Origin of the sequence: Parahaliea mediterranea (assembly GCF_017255185.1) — a bacterium.
Classification (GTDB): Bacteria; Pseudomonadota; Gammaproteobacteria; order Pseudomonadales; family Halieaceae; genus JAFKCZ01.
The window spans coordinates 399,126-419,021 of the sequence record NZ_JAFKCZ010000004.1 but is presented as its reverse complement, the minus strand read 5'-3'; the positions used below and the strand labels follow the sequence as shown (position 1 = coordinate 419,021).

The 19,896-nt window shown below is 67.9% G+C and carries 18 protein-coding genes; 12 read left to right on the top strand and 6 right to left on the bottom strand.

What is annotated here, in order from left to right; genetic code table 11:
• Nucleotides 1-61: 61 nt before the first annotated feature.
• Nucleotides 62-1,630, bottom strand: coding sequence for an acyl-CoA synthetase (locus JYP50_RS06670; RefSeq protein WP_206559703.1), 1,569 nt, complete (start codon nt 1,628-1,630; stop codon nt 62-64).
• Between the two features lie 221 nt (nt 1,631-1,851).
• Here JYP50_RS06670 and JYP50_RS06665 point away from each other — a divergent pair, with 221 nt between their 5' ends.
• The 10 genes from JYP50_RS06665 (at nt 1,852) to JYP50_RS06620 (ending at nt 11,912) form a co-directional block, all read left to right on the top strand.
• On the top strand, nt 1,852-2,637 hold the full coding sequence (locus JYP50_RS06665; RefSeq protein WP_206559702.1) for a putative hydro-lyase: 786 nt from the start codon (nt 1,852-1,854) through the stop codon (nt 2,635-2,637).
• A gap of 12 nt (nt 2,638-2,649) precedes the next feature.
• Complete coding sequence (locus JYP50_RS06660; RefSeq protein WP_206559701.1) at nt 2,650-3,384, top strand: 5-oxoprolinase subunit PxpA; 735 nt, start codon at nt 2,650-2,652, stop codon at nt 3,382-3,384.
• Between the two features lie 7 nt (nt 3,385-3,391).
• Entirely contained in the window at nt 3,392-4,072 is a 681-nt protein-coding gene (pxpB, locus tag JYP50_RS06655) for a 5-oxoprolinase subunit PxpB (RefSeq protein WP_206559700.1), read from the top strand.
• A complete protein-coding gene (locus JYP50_RS06650) occupies nt 4,069-5,007 on the top strand; it encodes a biotin-dependent carboxyltransferase family protein (RefSeq protein WP_206559699.1) in 939 nt (312 codons plus the stop codon). The genes pxpB and JYP50_RS06650 overlap by 4 nt, the downstream gene beginning before the upstream one ends.
• Nucleotides 5,004-5,858, top strand: coding sequence for a glutamate cyclase domain-containing protein (locus tag JYP50_RS06645; protein WP_206559698.1), 855 nt, complete (start codon nt 5,004-5,006; stop codon nt 5,856-5,858). The genes JYP50_RS06650 and JYP50_RS06645 overlap by 4 nt, the downstream gene beginning before the upstream one ends.
• A 27-nt stretch (nt 5,859-5,885) precedes the next feature.
• Nucleotides 5,886-6,743, top strand: coding sequence for an aminotransferase class IV (locus tag JYP50_RS06640; protein ID WP_206559697.1), 858 nt, complete (start codon nt 5,886-5,888; stop codon nt 6,741-6,743).
• Nucleotides 6,743-7,828, top strand: a complete 1,086-nt coding sequence (alr, locus tag JYP50_RS06635) for an alanine racemase (protein ID WP_241262879.1) — start codon at nt 6,743-6,745, stop codon at nt 7,826-7,828. The genes JYP50_RS06640 and alr overlap by 1 nt, the downstream gene beginning before the upstream one ends.
• 72 nt (nt 7,829-7,900) lie before the next feature.
• Complete coding sequence (locus tag JYP50_RS06630; protein ID WP_206559696.1) at nt 7,901-8,086, top strand: hypothetical protein; 186 nt, start codon at nt 7,901-7,903, stop codon at nt 8,084-8,086.
• A 153-nt stretch (nt 8,087-8,239) separates the two neighbouring features.
• A complete protein-coding gene (locus JYP50_RS06625; RefSeq protein ID WP_206559695.1) occupies nt 8,240-10,294 on the top strand; it encodes a DUF3604 domain-containing protein in 2,055 nt (684 codons plus the stop codon).
• A gap of 103 nt (nt 10,295-10,397) precedes the next feature.
• Nucleotides 10,398-11,912 (top strand): Ppx/GppA family phosphatase, encoded by a 1,515-nt coding sequence (locus JYP50_RS06620; protein WP_241262878.1) that lies wholly within the window; start codon nt 10,398-10,400, stop codon nt 11,910-11,912.
• Nucleotides 11,913-12,555: 643 nt separating this feature from the next.
• Here JYP50_RS06620 and JYP50_RS06615 read toward each other — a convergent pair.
• Together JYP50_RS06615 and JYP50_RS06610 are read right to left on the bottom strand one after the other, a co-directional pair.
• Nucleotides 12,556-13,569, bottom strand: coding sequence for an alpha/beta fold hydrolase (locus JYP50_RS06615; protein ID WP_241262877.1), 1,014 nt, complete (start codon nt 13,567-13,569; stop codon nt 12,556-12,558).
• 1 nt (nt 13,570) lies between these two features.
• Nucleotides 13,571-13,909 (bottom strand): P-II family nitrogen regulator, encoded by a 339-nt coding sequence (locus tag JYP50_RS06610; protein ID WP_206559694.1) that lies wholly within the window; start codon nt 13,907-13,909, stop codon nt 13,571-13,573.
• 186 nt (nt 13,910-14,095) lie between these two features.
• Between JYP50_RS06610 and JYP50_RS06605 the strand changes: the two genes are divergently transcribed.
• On the top strand, nt 14,096-15,469 hold the full coding sequence (locus JYP50_RS06605) for an alkaline phosphatase (protein WP_206559693.1): 1,374 nt from the start codon (nt 14,096-14,098) through the stop codon (nt 15,467-15,469).
• Nucleotides 15,470-15,520: 51 nt separating this feature from the next.
• On the opposite strand, the gene JYP50_RS06600 is transcribed toward JYP50_RS06605, so the two are convergent.
• Genes JYP50_RS06600 through JYP50_RS06590 form a run of 3 tightly spaced genes read right to left on the bottom strand, consistent with a single transcriptional unit; the run spans nt 15,521 to nt 18,725 of the window.
• On the bottom strand, nt 15,521-16,432 hold the full coding sequence (locus JYP50_RS06600) for a general secretion pathway protein GspB (RefSeq protein WP_206559692.1): 912 nt from the start codon (nt 16,430-16,432) through the stop codon (nt 15,521-15,523).
• A gap of 40 nt (nt 16,433-16,472) precedes the next feature.
• On the bottom strand, nt 16,473-18,095 hold the full coding sequence (locus tag JYP50_RS06595) for an AAA family ATPase (RefSeq protein ID WP_206559691.1): 1,623 nt from the start codon (nt 18,093-18,095) through the stop codon (nt 16,473-16,475).
• A gap of 54 nt (nt 18,096-18,149) precedes the next feature.
• A complete protein-coding gene (locus JYP50_RS06590) occupies nt 18,150-18,725 on the bottom strand; it encodes a PadR family transcriptional regulator (protein ID WP_206559690.1) in 576 nt (191 codons plus the stop codon).
• A 142-nt stretch (nt 18,726-18,867) separates the two neighbouring features.
• Between JYP50_RS06590 and JYP50_RS06585 the strand changes: the two genes are divergently transcribed.
• Nucleotides 18,868-19,833 carry an NAD(P)H-dependent flavin oxidoreductase gene (locus tag JYP50_RS06585; RefSeq protein ID WP_206559689.1) on the top strand — a complete coding sequence of 322 codons (966 nt, stop codon included), beginning with the start codon at nt 18,868-18,870 and terminating at the stop codon, nt 19,831-19,833.
• Nucleotides 19,834-19,896: the final 63 nt, after the last annotated feature.

Sequence of the window (19,896 nt, the reverse complement as noted above, 5' to 3'; positions counted from 1 at the left end):
CTCGAGACCGCCGAGCACACCGCGACCGAAAAGTCAACGAGACCCAAGGGCGCGGGGGCGGCTAGTCGCGCTTCCCGCCCTTCTCCTGCTCTTCGGCGGAAGAGGCGTCGCGGTACTGCTCCACCAGGCGCTTTTTGTACATCTTGCCGTTATCCATTCTCGGCAGCTCGCGGTGAAAATCCAGCGAGCGCGGCACCTTGATATGGGAAATGCGCTCGCGCAGCCACTCCAGCAGCTCGATGGCCACCTCGTCGGTGGCGTCGACCCAGTTCATCGGCTGCACCACGGCCTTCACTTCCTCGCCAAACTCCTCGTTGGGCACCCCGAACACCGCCACGTCCGCCACCTTGTCGTGGGTAATCAGCAGGTTCTCGACCTCCTGCGGGTAGATATTGACGCCGCCGGAAATGATCATGAAATTCTTGCGGTCGGTGAGGTAGAGGTAACCGTCGCGGTCCAGGTAGCCCACGTCGCCGGTGGTGGCCCAACCGCGGTCGTTGTAGGCGCCGGCGGTTTTCTCCGGCTCGCCGTGGTACTCGAATTTGGCCTGCTCGCCGGAAAAATACACGGTGCCGATCTCCCCCGGCGGCAATTCGTTGCCCTCGTCGTCGAGGATGTGAACCTCCCCCACCAGGGCGGGGCCCACGGACCCCTTGTGGGTCAGCCAGTTCGCCGAGTCGATGATGGTGATACCAATGCCCTCGCTGGCGGCGTAGTACTCGACGATTACCTCGCCCCACCACTCGATCATCTTCTCCTTGACCTCGACGGGACAGGGCGCGGCGGCGTGAATGGCAAACTGCATGCTGCTGACGTCGTAGCGCGCGCGCACCTCCTCGGGGAGCTTCAGCATGCGAATGAACATGATCGGCACCCACTGGCTGTGGGTGGCCCGGTGCTCCTCGATCAGCGCCAGCGCCCGCTCGGGCTCGAACTTTTCCATCACCACCGTGGTGCCACCCTGGAAAATGGTCATCATGTTGTAGTGCAGGGGCGCGGCGTGGTAGAGGGGCGCCGGCGACAGGTAGACGGTTTCCTCGCTGAAGCCGAAGGCCTGTCCCAGGCTCTGGGCCAGGGGCATATCCGCCAGTACGTCGTCGCTGTGGGGCGGCACGAAAACGCCCTTGGGCTTTCCCGTGGTGCCCGAGGAATACAGCATGGCCACGCCATTGCCCTGGTCGGCAATCGGCTCGACGGGCTGGGCGTCAATGGCCTCTTCCCAGGACTCGAAGCCCTCGCTGACGCCGCCCACCATGAACCAGCCGGCGAGGTCGCCGCCGCGCTCGCGCAGTTGTTGCGCCACATCGTGCAGCCGCCACGAGCCAATAAAGACCCGGGCGCCGCAGTTTTCCAGGATGTAGGCCGCCTCGTCCCGCCGCAAATGGGTGCTGATCGGCGTATAGATAATGCCCGCGCGTTGCGCGGCCCAGCAGATTTCCAGGAATTGGCGGTTGTTTTCCATCAGCAGGGCGATGTGCTCACCGGCGGCGACCCCGAGGGCTCGAAACAGCTGCGCGCCCTGGTTGCTGCGCTCGTCGAGCTGGCCGTAGGTCACCATCTCGCCGGACTCGCCCATGATGATCGCGGGCTTATGAGGGTAGGTTTGGGCGGTCACACTGGGATGGGGCATGGTCGATCCTCTCTTTGGCCGGGCCTTGTTATGGTGCGTTTACGGTGCATTTATGACAGCCACTATAGTGCGCAAGCCGAGCGTGTGGCAACGCCCGCCAGCGACCGTCTATCGAAACCGATAGCCCCGCGTCGCCCACCGAACGTCCCCTGTCTCGCGCTGTCGAAGCACGGGGCAATCGACTAGAATGTCGGGCTCACGCGCATCGCACGAGGTAAAGCATGCAAGACACCGTTTCTCCCGCCCAGTTGCGCCAGCGAATTCGCGAGGGCCTGCACACCGGCAATACCTCGGGGCTGGCCCCCGGCTACGTACAGTGCAACCTCGCCATCCTGCCCGCGGACTGGGCCGGCGATTTCCTGCGCTTTTGCCAGCTCAATCCCCGCCCCTGCCCCCTGGTGGGCATGGCCAATGCCCCCGGGGACGTCGCGCTACCACCTTTGGGGGATATCGACATCCGCAGCGACGTGCCAAGCTATCGTGTTTTCCGCGACGGGGAACTGACCGAGGAAGTCAGTGACATTACCTCGCTTTGGCGCGACGATCTGGTGACCTTCGCACTGGGCTGCTCGTTTTCCTTCGAGGAAGCGCTGTTGGCCGACGGATTGGAAGTGCGCAATGTCAGCCAGGGAGTCAATGTACCGATGTACCGCACCACCATCCCCTGCCACCCGGCCGGCGCCTTCGGCGGCGACATGGTAGTCAGCATGCGTCCGTTCCGGGCCGCCGACGCCATCCGCGCGGTGCAGATCTGCACCCGCTTTCCCTCGGTGCACGGCGCGCCCGTCCACCTGGGCGACCCCGCGCTGATCGGTATCGAGGACCTGTCGCGGCCGGACTACGGCGACGCGGTGCGCGTCGACGATGACGAACTGCCGCTGTTCTGGGCCTGCGGCGTGACGCCACAGGTGGCCCTGGAGCGCGCACGACCGCCCTTTGCGATCACTCACAGCCCCGGCTGCATGCTGGTTACCGATCTGCGCAACAGCCGGCTGGCGGTTCTGTAGGGAGCATTATCGATGTTACTGAATTGCGACCTCGGCGAGAGCTACGGCAGCTGGACCATGGGCATGGACGCCGACGTCATGCCGCATATTCACCTGGCCAATGTCGCCTGTGGCTTTCACGCCGGCGACCCGCTGACCATCCGCAGGACCCTGGCCCTGGCCGCCAGGCACGGCGTCGGCGTGGGCGCCCACCCCGCCTACCCCGACCTGGCCGGCTTTGGCCGTCGCCCCATGCACCTCAGTCACGATGAACTGGTGGCCACCGTGCTTTACCAGGTATCGGCCCTGGACGGCATGGCGATGAGCGAGGGAGTACAGCTGGACTATGTCAAACCCCACGGCGCCATGTACAACCAGATGATGGCGGACGCCGGGATTCGCGCGGCGGTGATGGCCGCGGTGGCGGCCTATCACCGCCCCCTGCGGCTCATGCTGCTGGCCACGCCGGATGCGCGGGCCCACCGCCGCGAGGCGCAGGAGGCGGGCGTCAAGGGCTTGCTGCTCGAGGCCTTCGCCGACCGCTGCTACGACGACGACGGCGCCCTGCTCTCGCGCGGCAAACCCGGCGCGGTGCACGACCGCGAGCGCACCCTGGCCCAGGTGGAACAACTGCTGCGCGAGGGCACGGTGACCACCGCCGGCGGCAATACACTCCCCCTCGACGCCGACACCCTGTGCGTGCACGGAGACAACCTCGAGGGCGTGCGCGCCATCGAGGCCATCCGTGCCCTGGTCGACAAGCACTGAGAACACTATGGAATTGCACCAGGCCGGCGAATGCGCCGTCATGCTGTATCTGGGAACCACCACCAGCCCTGACATCTCGGCCCGCGTGCAGGCCGCCGCGACCGCGGTGGAGCGCGCGCTGGGCGAGCACCTGGTGGACCTGGTCCCCTCCTACGCCTCGCTGTTGATCATCTACGACCCCCTGGCCACCGATCACTACGCCGTGGCCGAGCGCGTGCGCCAGGCCGTGGCGGGGCTCGACACCACCGGCGAGACGGACAGCCGCGAGATTTGCCTGCCGGTGTACTACGACCCCGAAACCGGCGCCGACCTGGAGGGCCTCGCCGAACGCGCCGGCCTGTCGATCCAGGAGGTCATCGCCCTGCACAGCGAGACCGAATACCGGGTCTACGCCATCGGCTTCGCGCCGGGCTTTGCCTACCTGGGCCAGGTCGACGAGCGCATCGCCGCCCCCCGCCTCGCCACCCCGCGGCAGCGGGTGCCCCGGGGCGCGGTGGCGATCGCCGACCGCCAGACCGCGGTCTACCCCGCCGAGTCGCCCGGTGGCTGGAACCTGATCGGCCGCTGCCCCACGCGCATGTTCGACCCGGACGCCGAGCCGGCGATGCCGGTGGCGGTGGGCGACCGGGTGCGCTTCGAGCCAATCAGCCGGGCGCGTTTCCTGGAACTGGGCGGAGAACTGTCATGAGCCTGGAAGTACTGCAACCGGGCCTGATGAGCCTGCTGCAGGATCGCGGGCGCTTCGGCCGCCAGCGCATCGGCCTGACCACCGGCGGCCCGCTGGACCCGGAAGCCCACGCCCTGTGCAACCGCCTGCTGGGCAACGACGGCAACGCCACCGTGGTGGAAGTGAGTTTCGGCGGCCTGGTGGTAAAGGCGACAGAGGACACCCTGCTCTGCGTGACCGGCGCGCCCATGCCGCTGCGCATCAACGACCAGCCACGGGACATGTGGCGGGTCCACCGGGTCGCCGCGGGGGACGAGATCGCCCTGGATTTCGCCGAGTCCGGCTGCCGCGCCTACCTGGGCGTGGCCGGGGGCCTGCGGGTACCGCCCCGCTTTGGCAGCACCGCCACCGTGCCCCGGGAAAAGCTCGGCGGCCTCAACGGCGGCAAATTGCAGCCGGGGGACGTGCTGCCCTGCGCGGCCGTGAGCAGCGGCACGCTGCGCTACCTGCCGCGGAGCTACTGGCCGCACTACGCCCGGGACATCACCCTGCGGGTGATCCCCGGCTACCAGCAGGCCCATTTCAGCCGCCTGCAGCAGCGGCGCTTCTTCTCCCACGCCTATACGGTCGGCGAGCGCTGCGACCGCATGGGCTACCGCCTGGAGGGGCCGGCCATCGAATGTGACATCGAGGGCATTCTCTCCGAGGGCATCTGCTTCGGCGCGATCCAGATACCGGCGGACGGCCAGCCCATCGTGCTGCTCAACGACCGCCAGACCATCGGCGGCTACCCCAAGATTGGCGCCGCCCTGTCGCTGGACGTGGCGCGCCTCGCGCAACTGACCCCGGGAGGCCGCGTGCACTTTGCCGCGATCACCCCCCACGCCGCCCACAATGCCCTGCACCTGGCCGATCACCGCCTGCGCAACCTACCCTTGCCGGAGTACCGTGTATGAGCGAACTTGAGCTCAGCGTCGCCATCGAAAACCTGCTGGTGGCGCGCAACCTGCGCCAGATGCGCACCGCGCAAGCCGCGCTGCGTCCCGGCTACTACCTGCGCGCCGCGCGCCACCTGCGCGGCCTGGAGGGCAAGGTGCTGATCGGCACCGGCTTTCCGGTTGCCGACACCTTCGAGACCGACGGCCCGGTGGGCGCCATCGCCCTGTACGAGGCGCTGGCCGCGCTCGGCGCGGAGCCGGTGCTGGCCTGCGCGCCACCGCTGTTCGACGCCCTGGAACAGGATTTCCGCGTGCTGCCCCTGCCCACCAGCGACCCGGACCGCGCGGAGCGGGACGCGCAAGCGGCCCTCGCCGAACTGGCCCCCCGGGCCATCATCTCGATCGAGCGCCCCGGGGTCACCGACGACGGGCGCTATTACAACATGCGCGGCGAGGACATCAGCGAGCGCTGCGGCATTTTCGACCCCTTCCTGGCGCGCGCGAACTGCCCCACCATCGCCATCGGCGACGGCGGCAACGAGATCGGCATGGGCAAGATCGCCGGGGCGATCAGCGCCCTCGATATCCGCGTCTCGGTAACCGGCTGCGACGAACTGCTGGTGGCGGACGTCTCCAATTGGGGCGCCTACGGCCTGATTGCCTTCCTCGGCCAGTGGGCGGGCAAGGACCTGCTGGGCCGGGTCTCGCCGGTGGCGATTCTCGACTATCTTTCGGTGCGGGGCAGCGTGGACGGCGTGACCCGGGAGAATACCCCCACCGAAGACGGCCTGGAGGCCAGCGAAGGCTGCGCGGTGATCGAGCAACTGCGCCAACTGACCGGTTTTGCCGACAGCGACGATCGGCAGTGACTATTTCATGACCACAGGAAACACCCCATGAGCACAGTGTATTTGAACGGCGCATTCCTGCCGATGGCCGAAGCCCGGATTTCGCCAATGGACCGCGGCTTTCTGTTCGGCGACGGCATCTACGAGGTCATCCCCTCCTACGGCGGGCGGCTGGTGGGCTTCGGCCCCCACATGCAGCGCATGCAGGATGGCCTGGACGCGCTGGAAATCGACCTGCGCATCGACCTCGATCAGTGGCGCGACATCGCCTCGCGGCTGAGCGAGAAAAACGGCGGCGGCAACCTGGGTATTTATTTTCATGTCAGCCGCGGCGCCGACACCCGGCGCAACCACGCCTATCCCGAGGGGGTCGAACCCACCCTGTTCGGCTTCGCCTTCGACATTCCGCCGGCGCCGCGGGCCGACAAGGCGGCGGCCACCTGCTACCGCGTGTCCACCACCGAGGACCTGCGCTGGAAACGCTGCAATATCAAGTCCACCGCGCTGCTGGGCAACGTGATGCACTACCAGCACGGCTATTCCCGCGGCCACAGCGAGACCATTCTGTACAACGCCCGGCGGGAGCTCACCGAGGCCGCCGCCTGCAACGTCTACGTGGTCAAGGACGGCGTGGTCGCCACCCCGGAACTCGACCACCAGAAACTGCCCGGCATCACCCGGCTGATGCTGCTGGATATGCTGCGCCGCGACGGCGGCATCCCGATCCAGGAGCGGGTGGTCACCCTGGACGAATTGTGGACCGCGGACGAGGTGTGGCTGTCCAGCTCCAGCAAGGAGCTGGCGCCGGTGATCGAGATCGACGGCGAGGCCGTGGGCGATGGCGGGGTTGGCGATGTGTGGCTGGCGGCCCAGACCCTGTTCTCCGAACACCGCTACGATTACTGATGCGCCCGAACCAGGCCCGGCTCGACCTCTCCGCGGCGCGCCACAATATCGCGCTGGCGCGGGAGCTGGCCCCCGCGTCGAAGGTCATGGCGGTGGTCAAGGCCAACGCCTACGGCCACGGCGCGGTGACCATGGCGCGAACCCTAGAGCCCCACGCCGACGCCCTGGCCGTGGCCTGCATGGAGGAAGCGCTGGAGCTGCGCGAGGCCGGCATCGGCGCGCCGATCCTGCTGCTGGAGGGGGTATTCGAGCCCGACGAGCTCGCGGTGGCGGCGAAGGCCGGCCTGTGGATCACCATCGACAATGACACCCAGCTCGCCTGGCTGGAGGCGGCCAGGCTCGCCCGGCCGCTGCAGTGCTGGCTCAAGGTCGACACCGGCATGCATCGCCTCGGCGTGGCGCCCGCGCGCGCGGCGGAACTCTGCCAGCGCATCGCCGCCTGCCGCAACAGTCTCGGCCCGCCGGTGCTGATCACCCACTTCGCCTGCGCCGACGAGCTGGAAAACGACGCCACGCGACGGCAAATAGCGCTGTTCGAGGACTGTGGAGCCGGTTTGGCGGCGCCGCGCAGCGCTGCCAACTCCCCCGCCGTGCTGGCCTGGCCCGAGGCGCACTACGACTGGATACGTCCGGGGTACATGCTGTGGGGGCACTCCCCCTTCGGCACCCGGCCCCAGCCCAACGCGGACCGGTTGCGGCCGGTGATGACCCTGTGCTCGGCGGTAATCTCGGTACGCGAGGTAGCGGCCGGCGAGGCAGTGGGTTACGGAGCCAGTTGGGTTGCCAAACGCCCCTCCCGCATCGCCACGGTCACCGTGGGTTACGGCGACGGCTACCCCCGCACCGCCGCCAGCGGCACGCCGGTGCTGGTCAACGGGCAGCGCGCCGCCCTGGCCGGGCGGGTATCGATGGACATGATCACCGTCGATGTCACCGATATCGGCCCCGTTAGGCTGGGTGATCCGGTGGTGCTGTGGGGCGAGGGCCTGCCGGTGGCGGAAGTCGCCGAGCCCGCCAAAACCATCGGCTACGAGCTGCTCACGCGCATGCCGATGCGCACCCCGCGGGTGGTCGCCCGCGACTGAAGCGCCCGGCGGCCGGCATTTTTTTGCCCGCTGGTGTATAATGGCCGGCCACCCCGAGCAAAGAGACCCGACATGTCCGCCAAACCCCAGCGCGCCGCTGCCAAGAAAAAGCAACCCGCCGCCGTGGAAACTTCCGCCTCCATCGAAGAGCAGACCGCCGCCTTCCTGGCCTCCGGCGGCAAGATTGAGCAGGTTCAGTCCGGCATCAGCGGCCAGCAGGGCGGCTACTACTCCCGCACCACCACCGGTAAGAAGTAAGCCCCACCGCGATCGCAAATCGACGCCGGGTGACAAGCCCGGCATGGCATACTGAACCAGGGTGCGATCCACCGCCCCGGCGCCCCCCGACCGCTAGTCACGGCTGATATCGCCCGCTACAGTGGCCCGCAAAGCCCCGTGTGAGGCTCGGCGATGCCAACGATAAAAACCGCGCTGAAAACGCTCCTCGCCCTGCTGCTGGTCGCTGTCCTGGCGGCGGCGCTGGGCCTGTGGTGGTTGCGCCACGAGTTCGCGCGACTGGAACGCGACGACGGCAACTACCGCGCGCTGTTCGAAACCCCGGTCAAGCCGCTGCTGGAAGCGACCGGGGCAACACCCTGCCGCGACCAATTCCCCCACCGGCGCGCCTGGTTCGGCGCCCTGCACGTGCACACCGCCGCCTCCTACGACGCCACCGCCTTCGGCGTGCTGGCAACCGCGGAGGACGCCTACCGTTTCGGGCGCGGCGAACCCCTGCAACTGCGCCTGCAAGGTGACGACGCGGATACCACGCCCCCCGAGGCGCGCATCAGTACTCCCCTGGATTTCATGGCAGTCACCGACCACGCCGAGGCCCTGGGGGAAAACCGGCTCTGCCACCAAGCCGGCAGCGAGGCCTACCCCACCCTGGTGTGCCGCCTGTATCGCGGCGATCTGCGCCTGCCCCTGGGGGACGCCGCGCAGCCCATGGTCCGCCTGGCCTCCACCGCCATCTTCGGCCAGGACCGCTCCGCCCGGATCTGCGGTGACGGCGCCGCCGACTGCCTGCGCGAGGCCGAGCTGGCCTGGCGCGACAACCAGCGCGTCACCGAGGCCTTCCACGACCGCGGCGGCGACTGCGCGTTCACCACCTTCCACGCCTACGAGTACTCCCTCGCCGAGCAGGCCTCCAACCTGCACCGCAATGTGATCTTTCGCTCCGCCACCGTGCCGCAGGCGGTGGCCAGCGCCAAGGAAGCGCGCACACCACCAATGCTGTGGCGCTGGCTGCAGGAAACCTGCCGCGACGGCAGCGCCGACTGCGACGCGTTGGCCATCCCCCACAACAGCAACTGGAGTTCGGGCCGCATGTGGCAGCCCTACCGCTACGGCGACCTGGACGCCGCGGAGCGCCGCGCCCAGGCCGAGCTGCGCGCGGCGCTGGAGCCACTGGCGGAGATTATGCAGACCAAGGGCGATTCCGAGTGCCGCAACGGCATTCCCAGCGTGCTCGGTGGCGCCGACGAGCTGTGCGACTTCGAGAAGCTGCGCCCCGCGACGGAGGCCATCCCTGATTGCGGCAACGATGTGGGCAGCGGCGGCATGATGCTGCGGGGCTGCGTGTCGCGCTTCAGCTACCTGCGCCACGTACTCCCGGAAGGCCAGGCGGACGCCGCCGAACTCGGTATCAACCCCTTCAAACTGGGCATTATCGCCGCCACCGACACCCACACCGCCACCCCCGCCGCGGCCCTGGAGGCCGACTACCAGGGCTCCCACGGCCACGACCGCGACGCATCCCACCGCCTGCTGGACGCCGTCGACGTGCCCGGAGACATCGCCACCGGCTCGCCGGTGCGCTACAACCCCGGCGGTATCGCCGGTATCTACGCCGAGCAGAACAGCCGCGAGGCGCTGTTCGATGCCATGCGGCGGAGGGAGACCTTTGGCACCAGCGGGCCGCGCATCCGCCCGCGTTTCTTTGCCGGCTGGGAGCTGAGCGAAGCGCTGTGCGACGACCCGGACTTCCTGGCCAGCGCCTACCGCGACGGCGTGCCCATGGGCGGCGACCTGCCGGCGGCCAGCGGCGCCACCGACGGCCCGGTTTTCGCGGTCAGCGCCAGCCGCGACCCCCGCCCCGAGGGCGGCCTGCTACAGCGCATCCAGATCATCAAGACCTGGGTGGACGGGGACGGCGGCAGCCACCAGCGCGTCTTTGACGTGGCGGGGCAGGCGGACAACGGCGCCGGCGTGGACACGGCCACCTGCCGGGTTCACGGGCCCGGCGCCGCCCAGCTCTGCGCCACCTGGCGCGACCCGGCCTTCGATGCCGGGCAGAGCGCGGTGTACTACGCCCGGGTGTTGCAGAACCCGAGCTGCCGCTGGAGCCAGTTCGACTGCATTGCGCTACCCGCCGAAGAACGCCCTCCCAGCTGCGCCGACCCGGCGCTGCCCAAGACCATCCAGGAGCGGGCCTGGACCTCGCCGATCTGGTACCGCGGCGAATAAACACCGGCCGAGTGCGCTGGCGCCGACAATCCTTTACCATAACTGGCCCGCGCCTGGCGCTGGAAGCATTCGCCCTGAAAGCCTCACTCTGGAAACGACGGCCTTGGCAAACGACAGCGAACCTCTCGATCCCCCGCCCGACGGCAGCCTGCTGGCGGCCATCGACCTGGGCAGCAACTCTTTCCACCTGATCGTCGCGCGGGTCGAGCACGGCGAGATCCGGCCGGTGGAAAAACTGGCGGAAAAGGTGCAGCTCGGCGCCGGGCTGGAGGACGACCAACTGAGCGCCGAGGCGATCACCCGGGGCCTGGACTGCCTGGCCCGCTTCGGCCAGCTGCTGGGCAGCGTGGAACCGGAGCGCCTGCGGATCGTGGCCACCCACACCCTGCGGGTGGCGAAAAACCGCCGCGAATTCACCCGTCCCGCGCGCGAGTTGCTGGGCAAGTCGATAGATGTCATTTACGGCCGCGAGGAGGCCCGCCTGGTCTACCTGGGGGTCGCCCACACCCTGGCCGACGACGCGCAGTCACGGCTGGTGATCGACATCGGCGGCGGCAGTACGGAATTGATCGTGGGCGAGCGCTTCGAGCCGCGCGAACTGGAGAGCCTGCAAATGGGCTGCGTGTCGTACTCGCGGGAGTTTTTCCCGGGCGGCGGCATCACCCCCCAGCGCTACCAGGCCGCCTACAACCGCGCCCGCCTGGAAATCTCCTACATCCGCCACCGCTACCACAGCGGGCTGTGGGTGGACTGCGTCGGCTCCTCGGGCACGCTGCAGGCGATCGAGGGTATCCTGGGCCAGTACGGCTGGTGCAGCGGCGGTATCGATGCCGCGGGGCTCGCCGAGCTGGAAAAGAAACTGCTTGGCTTCCAAAGTTTCGACACGCTGAAACTGCGCGGCCTGTCGCCCCAGCGGCGCAATGTTATTGTCGCGGGGGTGGCTATCGCCAAGGCGTTGTTCGATGTGCTGGGCATTACGGTGATGCGCACTTCGAAGGGCGCGCTGCGCGAGGGGGTGATCTACGACCTGATGGGCCGGCTGTCGCACGAGGATGTGCGCGAGCGCACGATCAATGCGCTGATGCAGCGCCACAATGTGGATACGGCGGCGGCGGCGATTGTGGAGCGGCGCGCGCGCATGCTGTTCGACGCGACCCGCAAGAGCTGGGGACTGGCGAAGACCGACTGGGACCTGCTGCACCGGGCGGCCTGTACGCTGGATATCGGCATGGCGATCTCGCACAAGCACTACAACCGCCACTCGGCCTATCTGCTGCTGAACGCGGACCTGCCGGGCTTTTCGCAGGAGGAGCAGGAGCAGCTGGCGCTACTGGCGCGCACCCACCGCGCGAAGCTGGACCCGTCGCTGTGGGCGGATTTCGCCGACACGGAGGTGCCCCGACTGCTGCGCCTGATCACGCTGCTGCGCCTGGCTTTCCTGTTCAAGCATGTGGAGCAGCTGGAGCAGTTGCCGGAGTTTTCCATCCGCACCGGCAAACGCTCGCTCAAGCTGACCTTTCCCGAGGGCTGGCTGGAGCAGCATCCGCTGACGGCCTGGGAGATCGAGCAGGAGCAGGTGGTGCTGGAGAAGCTTGGGATCAAGTTGAAGATTCTCTAGCCGCGACCTGACCGAACTGGAAACTTTCGCCCGTTACTATGCTGCACTGATGGGGCAGTTTGCGATTACGCCTACCGGATTCGCAGGCGGGGTTAAGGACGGGATTGGTGGATGATTGCCGGCCCGGGACGCGGGAGCGCCTCTGCGAACGGCCACTCGTTTTCCATCATCTCCGGGCGGCTGCGCAACTCGACGGTTTTTGCTGCGCAAAAACTCGGACTCGAACAGTGCTCGCCGTAAAGCTCCCTCCGATGATGGAAAACGAAAGCGGTGGCCTGATTGTTCGCAGAGGCGCTCCCGCGCCCCGGTCCTACCTGCGCAGCGTGAATCCGCTTAAGGCAGGCGCTTTTAAGGTGTATAAACCACGTAAATTTGAATCTCGCTCCGTAAAGAGGGACGGGAGGCGGATTGGGGTGCCGAACAATTAGGCCACGCTTTTAGGGCTTGTCATCACCGGAGGGGGCTTTACCGCGAGCAGAGCCTGCCCCTCTTTTCGGGCACTGTTCGAATCCCAATTTTTTGCGCAGCAAAAAATGGTTGAGTTGCGCAGCGGCCCGTAGGTGATGACAAGCCCAGTGGCCGTTCGGCACCCCAATCCGCCTTCCGGCCCGGCTTTCGAAGCCGCTCTCCTCAGACTGCGTTATCACCTGTCCCCAGTAGATCTGCTCAGGCCAGCAATCTCCCGCAAATAGTCGATCAGCAAGCGGTTAACCTCATCCGAGGCCTCCAGCTGCACCATATGCCCCGCCCCCGGAATCATCTCCACCCGCCGCAGGTCCGGGAAAATCGCCCGCATCTGGCCAATGGGGTCCTCGCCGTGAAAGCCCTCCAGGTCGACATCGTGCTCACTGCCGATGAAATAGGCAGGCACCGTACTCTGCACACCCTCGAAGGGCCGACGCTGCTCCCACTTGATATCAAACGAGCGATACCAGTTCAGCCCCCCGGTGAACCCGGTACGACTGTACTCCGACACAAAAAACTCCAGCTCCAACTCCGACAGCCAGGGCCAGGGCAGCGGCGGCGGTTCCTCCATCGCGTCCATATAGGACGTGCCCGGTGGGTGGCGGAACATCTCGAAGAAATCACAGGCGCCGCTCAGCGTGTGGTAGACCTTGTGCAGGAAACGCCGCGGATCGGCAGCCAGATCGCGATCGGCCCGGGGCGGCTCGCGGAAATACTCGATGTGCAGGAAATGCTCCCGCGCCTGGCGGCGGTACTCCGACAGGGGCGGCTCATCGGGATTGTGGGGCGCGGCCGGGTTTTCCAGGCCGATCACCGCGATCACCCGCTCCGGGTGGCGCAGGGCCAGGTCGTAGATCGCGAAGGCGCCGAAATCGAGGCCCGCGAACACCGCGCGCTCCTCGCCGACATGGTCCAGCAGGCCCAGCAGGTCGCCGGTGATATGCTCGATATCGTAGGCCTCCACCGCGGCCGGCGCCCCGGTCTGGCCCATGCCGCGCATGTCCGGGGCGATCACCCGGTAGCCCGCCGCCGCCAGCGCGCTGATCTGGCGGTGCCAGCTGAACCACAGGTGGGGAAAGCCGTGGCACAGTACCACTGGCATGCCCTCACCCTGCTCAACGTAGTGCATGTGGATGCCGTTGATGGTCGCGTGGCGGTGTTGCCACTGCATGCCGGTCGTTGGCGCGGACATATCAGATAGCCTCGCGACCGCGTTCGCCGGTGCGCACCCGCACCACGTCGCCGACGTCGGCCACGAACAGCTTGCCGTCGCCGATCTTGCCGGTATTGGCGGCCTCGCGCACCGCGTCAAGGGCCGCATCCACCAGCTCGGCGTCGACCACGGCCTGCAACTTCAACTTGGGCTGGAATTCCACCAGGTACTCGGCGCCGCGGTACAGTTCGGTGTGGCCCTGCTGGCGTCCGTAGCCTTTCACCTCCTCCACGGTGAGGCCGGTGACACCGACCTGTTGCAGGGCGTCGCGCACATCGTCCAGGCGGAAGGGCTTTATGATGGCGGTGATCATCTTCATGACATATCCTCGTGTTATTCTCGGCCGCATCCTGCCACAGCGTCGTGGCGGGTGTAAGCCTTGCAATTCGCCGCGCCAACTGCTTCTCTCTCCCCGCCAAACCACCGCGGGCACTCGCCGAGGGCTGGCCAAGTCCGGCGCGGCGCAATTCACCTTGCGACTTTAATTTAACGGGAGACTTCCTTCATGCCCACCCTCCGGCACCTCGCCAGCGCCCTGACGCTGACCCTGGCCAGCCAAGTGGCCGACGCCGCCAACGTTATCCTGATCATCGGCGATGGCATGGACGACCAGCAGGTTACCATCGCGCGCAATTACCTCCAGGGGGCCCGCGGCCAGCTGCTGCTCGACACCATGCCGGTACGCTCGGCGGTACAGATACTCACCGTGGACGACACTATGGATCGCAGGCCGGTCTATGTGGCTGACTCCGCCAACACCGCGACCAGCATCGCCACCGGCGAGGTGAGCAGCCGCGGTCGCATCGGCACCACCGCGGGTGACGACCGGGATGCCGAAACCATTGTCGAACTGGCCCGGGCCGCGGGGCTGCGCACCGGTGTGGTCACCACCGCCAGCGTGACCGACGCCACGCCCGCCTCCTTTGCCGCCCACGTCAGCAATCGCATGTGCGAAAACCCGGACGCCATGGTCGACATCACCTACCACGACATACCGCTCGGGGGCTGCGAGGATGACCTGAAAGCCGCCGGCGGTCCCGGCTCCATTGCCGAGCAGCTGGCCGTATCCGGCCTGGACGTACTGCTGGGCGGCGGCGCCAAGCACTTCGATCCCGCGGTGGAGGGCGGCGAGCAGAGCGTCGCCCGCGCCGCCCAGCTGGACGGCTTCAGCCTGGTGCGCAGCCGCGAGGAACTGCTCGGCGCGCCCGCGGACGCGCGGCTGCTGGGTCTGTTCGCGCCGAGCACCCTGCCGGTGCGCCTGCGCGGGGAGGACGGCCGCGAGGCCGAGGCAGCCAAGCCCAGCCTGCTCAATCGCCTGCACCGTTACCTCGGGGACGTCACCCTGCCCGAGCCCATGACCTGCGAACCCAATCCCGCCTTCGACGGCACCCCCTCCCTGAAGGAGATGACCGATGTGGCCCTGGCGCGCCTGTCGGCGGACAATGAGCGCGGCTTTTTCCTGATGGTGGAGTCCGCCTCCATCGACAAGCAGGCCCACGAGCGCAAGCCCTGTGGTTCGATTGGCGAGCTACAGCAACTGGAGGAGGCGCTGGCCAGCGCACTGGATTTCGCGGCGTCCCATCCGGATACCCTGGTGCTGGTGACCGCCGACCACAGCCAGGCGGCGCAACTGGTGCCCGCGACCAGCATTTTCGCCAAATACAATGTGCCGATTTACAGCCCCGGACTGGTGGCGCGCATCATCACCCCGGAGGGCAGCCTGATGAGCGTCAACTACGCCACCAACCAGTTCAGCCACGAGGAGCACACCGGCGCCAGCGTACCGCTGTACGGCAATGCCGTGGCCGATGGACGGGTGGCGCCCTTCATCCGCCAGCCCGATCTCTTCACCATCGTGCGAGACTACCTGGGCTTGTAGCAGAACCCGCGACCTGTCCGGCCGGGCATCACGCCCGGCCAGTACCTTGTTTTAGAGGTTCACCCAGCTGTTGAGCGCGCGCAGGCGAAACGGCTTGCCGGCGAATTCCAGCACCACGGAGTCGGGCAGTATCTCCACCACGGTGACTCCCTTGCCCAGCGCCTGGCCGGCGCGGGCGGTCTTGCCGTTGATCAGTACGGTGGAATTCCAGCCGCCACCGCGGTAATCGTGGGCGCTGTACAACAGTGTCGGAATGGCGTCCTTGCGCTGCTGCGACAGCTCCGAGAGGAAGGGCGCCGGGTGCTCGCTCAGTTCCTCGCCGCCCATTTCCCGCTGCGCGGCCCGCAGCAGGGCCTCGACATCCAGCGCCTGCTCTTCCGGCACGGCCGGTTCAGGCACGGCCGGTTCAGGCACGGCCGGTTCCGGCGCCGTTGCTTGCGCGGCCCTTTCCACCGAAGCCCTTTCCACCGCAGCCTTTTCCGCGGAAACCTTGCCCTGCGACCCCGGCTCACGCCGCGCCGCCGCTGGCGCGGTTTGCGCCCCGGCCGCGCTCTGCGGCGAGGCCGGCTCCGCGTACAGCGCGGCCACTTCCGGCGCCACCGCCGGCCGCGAGCCCGCGCCGTTGACCGCGGGCACGGGGCCTTCCCCTTTCACTTCCGGCTCCACCGCCCGCGGCGAGGGTGTGGCGACGGGCTGCGCGGGGAAATCGGCGGACGGCGTTGGCGCCGCGCGCTGCGGCGGGGCGGCTGCCGGCAGCGCGCGCTCGGCCACCGGCGCCGGGCGCCACAGCAACCAGGCGATCACGCCCACCGCAATCACCAACAGCAGGCCGAGCAGGCCCTGGCGCCAGGCGCTGGGCGCCGCCGTGGCCCCGGCGTAGTGGACGGTAGCCACCCCCGGCACCTCGCCGGGGGCGGCCCGCTCCCGCTGCGAGCGATTGATGGCGTCGAGAATCAGCGACACGGCAAATCTCCCCGGCTGGCGCCGGTACATCCGGACCCTGTCATGAGCGCTCTCCCGTTTCCAGTTGCGACAGCGCCAGGGAACGGGTGATGTCGATCCCCAGCTGTTCGTTGAGTTTGAGCAAGGTGCGCACCCCCACGACCCCATCGGCCGCGAGCTGGTTGGACGCCTGGAACAGGCGCACCCGGGACTGCAGCGCCTCGTTGAAACGGCCCTGGGTCAGCGGCCGGTCCTGGCCATCCAGGCGCGCCAGCATGCGCGCCACTGCGGCCACCGCCGGCCCCTCGTCTCCCAGGGACAGGGGACCGTCGAAGCCCTCGGGGGGCTGCCACAGCAGGTAGAACTCCCCCGACCACAGCGGCGTCAACTCGGCCAGCGGTACCACCGCCACCGTCTCCCCGGCCGCCAGGCGGGCCCGCTGCCCCTCGATGCCCAGCAACAGGGCGGCGGCGCGAAAACGCTCCGGCGTCACCAGTTCCAGCACCAGCGGACGGTCGTAACCCTGCAGGGCATCCCAGGTGCGCACCGCGTCGCGGTAGCAGGCCAGGCCCGCCACCGTTTCCAGCGGACAGGCCTGGTCCGGCGCCACCGCCACCGCGTGCAGGGCCCACAGCTGCTGCCCCGCCGCGTCCGGGGGCTGCAGCCAGGGCGCGGCGGTTGTACTCCCCTTGTTCGCGGCGGGCGCTTCCGGCGCGACACGAGCGGGTGCGGCGGCGGCCACCGCCGGCGCCTCCGCCCGCGGCGCGAGAGCGCCCCGGTTCCACAACCAGGCCCCGGCGGCGGCGATGACCGCCCCGACCAGCGCGGCGACCACCCAGGCCGGGCGCCGCCGCTTTGAACTTGCGCCCTCCTCGCCCATAACCTCCCGCGCCGCGGCCTCCACCATCGCGCGGTCGGCCCGCGACTTGTTGCCGCCGTAGGCGCCGAGCAGGCTGCGGTCGCACAGCAGGTTGATCAGTCGCGGGATGCCGCGGGAGCGGCGGTGAATGGCGCGCACCGCGCCGTCGGCAAACAGCTCGCGATCGGCGGTCAGGCCGGCCACCTGCAGGCGGTGGCGAATATAGGCCCGGGTCTCGTCCAGGCTCAAGGGCCCGAGATCGTAACGCGCGGTGATGCGCTGGTTGAGCTGGCGCAGCTCCGGGCGCCGCAGCATAGCGGCCAGTTCGGGCTGGCCGATCAGCACGATCTGCAGCAGCTTCTCGTGGTTGGTCTCCAGGTTGGTGAGCAGGCGGATCTGCTCCAGTACATCGAAGTCCAGGTGCTGGGCCTCGTCGATCATCAGCACCGTTTTGCGCCCGCGGGCGTGGTTGTCCAGCAGGAAGCGGTGCAGTTTGTCGGTGAGGCTCTTGAGGCTGTGGTGCCGCGTATCGCAGTCGATGCCCAGCTCGTCGCACACGCTGGCCAGCAACTCCAGGGCGTTCAGGGCCGGGTTGAGGATGATGGCGATGTCGGTGTCGTCGGGGAGCTGTTCCAGCAGGCAGCGGTTGATGGTGGTCTTGCCGGTGCCCACCTCACCGGTGAGCAGGATGAAACCGCCGCCGGCGCCGACCCCATACAGCAGGTGCGCCAGGGCGTCCCGATGGCGCGGACTCATGAACAGGTAGCGCGGATTGACCGCGATGGAAAACGGCGCTTCCCTCAAGCCGAAATACTGGTGATACATGTCAGGGCCTGCTCCACACGAAGGGGGCATTATGCCCAAGGGGCCCGGCGCAGGCTACGGTCGGGGCGCGGTCGGCCGGGCCGGGTTCGCGGATTCCACCTGCGCCAGCAACGCCAGCGCCTCGTCGCACCAGGCCAGGAACTGCTCGCCCTCGCGAATACCCGCCAGCAGGGCCAGGTACACGCCCTGGCGCCGCACCGGCAGCGCCTCCGGCTCGGCGTAGTGCCGCCGGCGGATTTTCTCGTAGAGGTAGAGCCGGCGCATCATGCCGTCGCGGCGCCCGGCAATCTCCGCCGCCAGGTGGCCGACGTTGTCCGGCGACAGGTTGTAGAGCTTGACCCACAGGTCGTCCTTCCCCGCCTGCACCCGGCTCTCGCCCCACACCCACTCGGCCAGCGCCTCGCGGCCGGCGCCGGTGAGCCGGTGCACGATCTTGTCGGGCTTGCCCTGCTGGGGCACAGTCTCCTTCTCCAGCAGCCCTTTTTCCACCAGCTTGCGCAACTCCTGGTAGATCTGCTGGTGGCTGGCGTGCCAGAACAGGCCCAGGGAGACGTCGAAGGCCTTGGCCAATTCGTAGCCGGACATGTCGTCGTCCAGCAGGGCGGTCATGATGGCGTGGGACAGGGCCATGGCGGCTCCTCGGCTAGTGCGGTGGGGCGAGCATACCCCGGAGAGGCGGCATATACAAAAACTTGCATATTTGTCTCCCGGGACTTAAATTATGCAACAAGTTGCATATTGGCAAGCACAACCACCACGGAGAACACGCACTATGTCCCTGCCCGAATCCCTGGCGCGCAACCTGCAGCTGCCCGCCGTCGCCTCCCCCATGTTCATCATTTCCAATCCCGACCTGGTGATCGCCCAGTGCAAGGCCGGCATCGTCGGCTCCTTCCCCGCCCTCAACGCCCGTCCCGCCGAGGAGCTGGACCGCTGGCTGGCGCGCATTACCGAGGAGCTCGACGCCTACAACCAGGCCAACCCCGACCGGCCCGCCGCGCCCTTCGCGGTGAACCAGATCGTGCACGGCTCCAACGACCGCCTCCAGCACGACCTGGAGTTGTGCGTGAAATACAAAGTGCCCATCGTCATCACCTCACTGGGCGCCAAGGAATTCGTCAACGAGGCGGTGCACTCCTACGGCGGGATCGTGCTGCACGACGTGATCAACAACCGCTTCGCGCGCAAGGCCATCGACAAGGGCGCCGACGGCCTGATCGCGGTGGCCGCGGGCGCCGGCGGCCACGCGGGCGCCACCTCCCCCTTCGCCCTGATACAGGAAATCCGCGAGTGGTTCGACGGCCCCCTGCTGCTGTCGGGTTCCATTGCCACCGGCGACGCCATCCTCGGCGCCCAGGCCATGGGCGCCGACCTGGCCTATATCGGCTCGGCCTTCATCGCCACCGCCGAGGCCAACGCCGAGCAAGCCTACAAACAGGCCATCGTCGACAACTGCGCCGACGACATCGTCTACACCAACCTGTTCACCGGCGTGCACGGCAACTACCTCAAGCCCTCCATCACCGCCGCCGGCCTGGACCCGGACAACCTGCCCGAGAGCGATCCCTCGGCGATGAATTTCGGCTCCGGCGGCGACAGCGCCAGCAAGGCCTGGAAGGACATCTGGGGCTGCGGCCAGGGCATCGGCGCGGTGAAGGCGGTACAGCCCACCACCGAGCTGGTGAACCGGCTCAAGGCCGAGTACCAGGCCGCCCGGGAACGCGTGCTGGCGGCCTAAGGAGCTATAGAAAAAAGAGGCTGCGTCATTGGCCGTGCAGTGGCCAATGGCGCAATCAAGCGC

Bases quoted from the DNA above. Each gene is read 5' to 3' on its own strand.
- JYP50_RS06670 (WP_206559703.1), bottom strand. From the start codon at position 1,630: ATGCCCCATCCCAGTGTGACCGCCCAAACCTACCCTCATAAGCCCGCG.
- JYP50_RS06665 (WP_206559702.1), top strand. From the start codon at position 1,852: ATGCAAGACACCGTTTCTCCCGCCCAGTTGCGCCAGCGAATTCGCGAG.
- JYP50_RS06660 (WP_206559701.1), top strand. From the start codon at position 2,650: ATGTTACTGAATTGCGACCTCGGCGAGAGCTACGGCAGCTGGACCATG.
- pxpB (WP_206559700.1), top strand. From the start codon at position 3,392: ATGGAATTGCACCAGGCCGGCGAATGCGCCGTCATGCTGTATCTGGGA.
- JYP50_RS06650 (WP_206559699.1), top strand. From the start codon at position 4,069: ATGAGCCTGGAAGTACTGCAACCGGGCCTGATGAGCCTGCTGCAGGAT.
- JYP50_RS06645 (WP_206559698.1), top strand. From the start codon at position 5,004: ATGAGCGAACTTGAGCTCAGCGTCGCCATCGAAAACCTGCTGGTGGCG.
- JYP50_RS06640 (WP_206559697.1), top strand. From the start codon at position 5,886: ATGAGCACAGTGTATTTGAACGGCGCATTCCTGCCGATGGCCGAAGCC.
- alr (WP_241262879.1), top strand. From the start codon at position 6,743: ATGCGCCCGAACCAGGCCCGGCTCGACCTCTCCGCGGCGCGCCACAAT.
- JYP50_RS06630 (WP_206559696.1), top strand. From the start codon at position 7,901: ATGTCCGCCAAACCCCAGCGCGCCGCTGCCAAGAAAAAGCAACCCGCC.
- JYP50_RS06625 (WP_206559695.1), top strand. From the start codon at position 8,240: ATGCCAACGATAAAAACCGCGCTGAAAACGCTCCTCGCCCTGCTGCTG.
- JYP50_RS06615 (WP_241262877.1), bottom strand. From the start codon at position 13,569: ATGTCCGCGCCAACGACCGGCATGCAGTGGCAACACCGCCACGCGACC.
- JYP50_RS06610 (WP_206559694.1), bottom strand. From the start codon at position 13,909: ATGAAGATGATCACCGCCATCATAAAGCCCTTCCGCCTGGACGATGTG.
- JYP50_RS06605 (WP_206559693.1), top strand. From the start codon at position 14,096: ATGCCCACCCTCCGGCACCTCGCCAGCGCCCTGACGCTGACCCTGGCC.
- JYP50_RS06595 (WP_206559691.1), bottom strand. From the start codon at position 18,095: ATGTATCACCAGTATTTCGGCTTGAGGGAAGCGCCGTTTTCCATCGCG.
- JYP50_RS06590 (WP_206559690.1), bottom strand. From the start codon at position 18,725: ATGGCCCTGTCCCACGCCATCATGACCGCCCTGCTGGACGACGACATG.
- JYP50_RS06585 (WP_206559689.1), top strand. From the start codon at position 18,868: ATGTCCCTGCCCGAATCCCTGGCGCGCAACCTGCAGCTGCCCGCCGTC.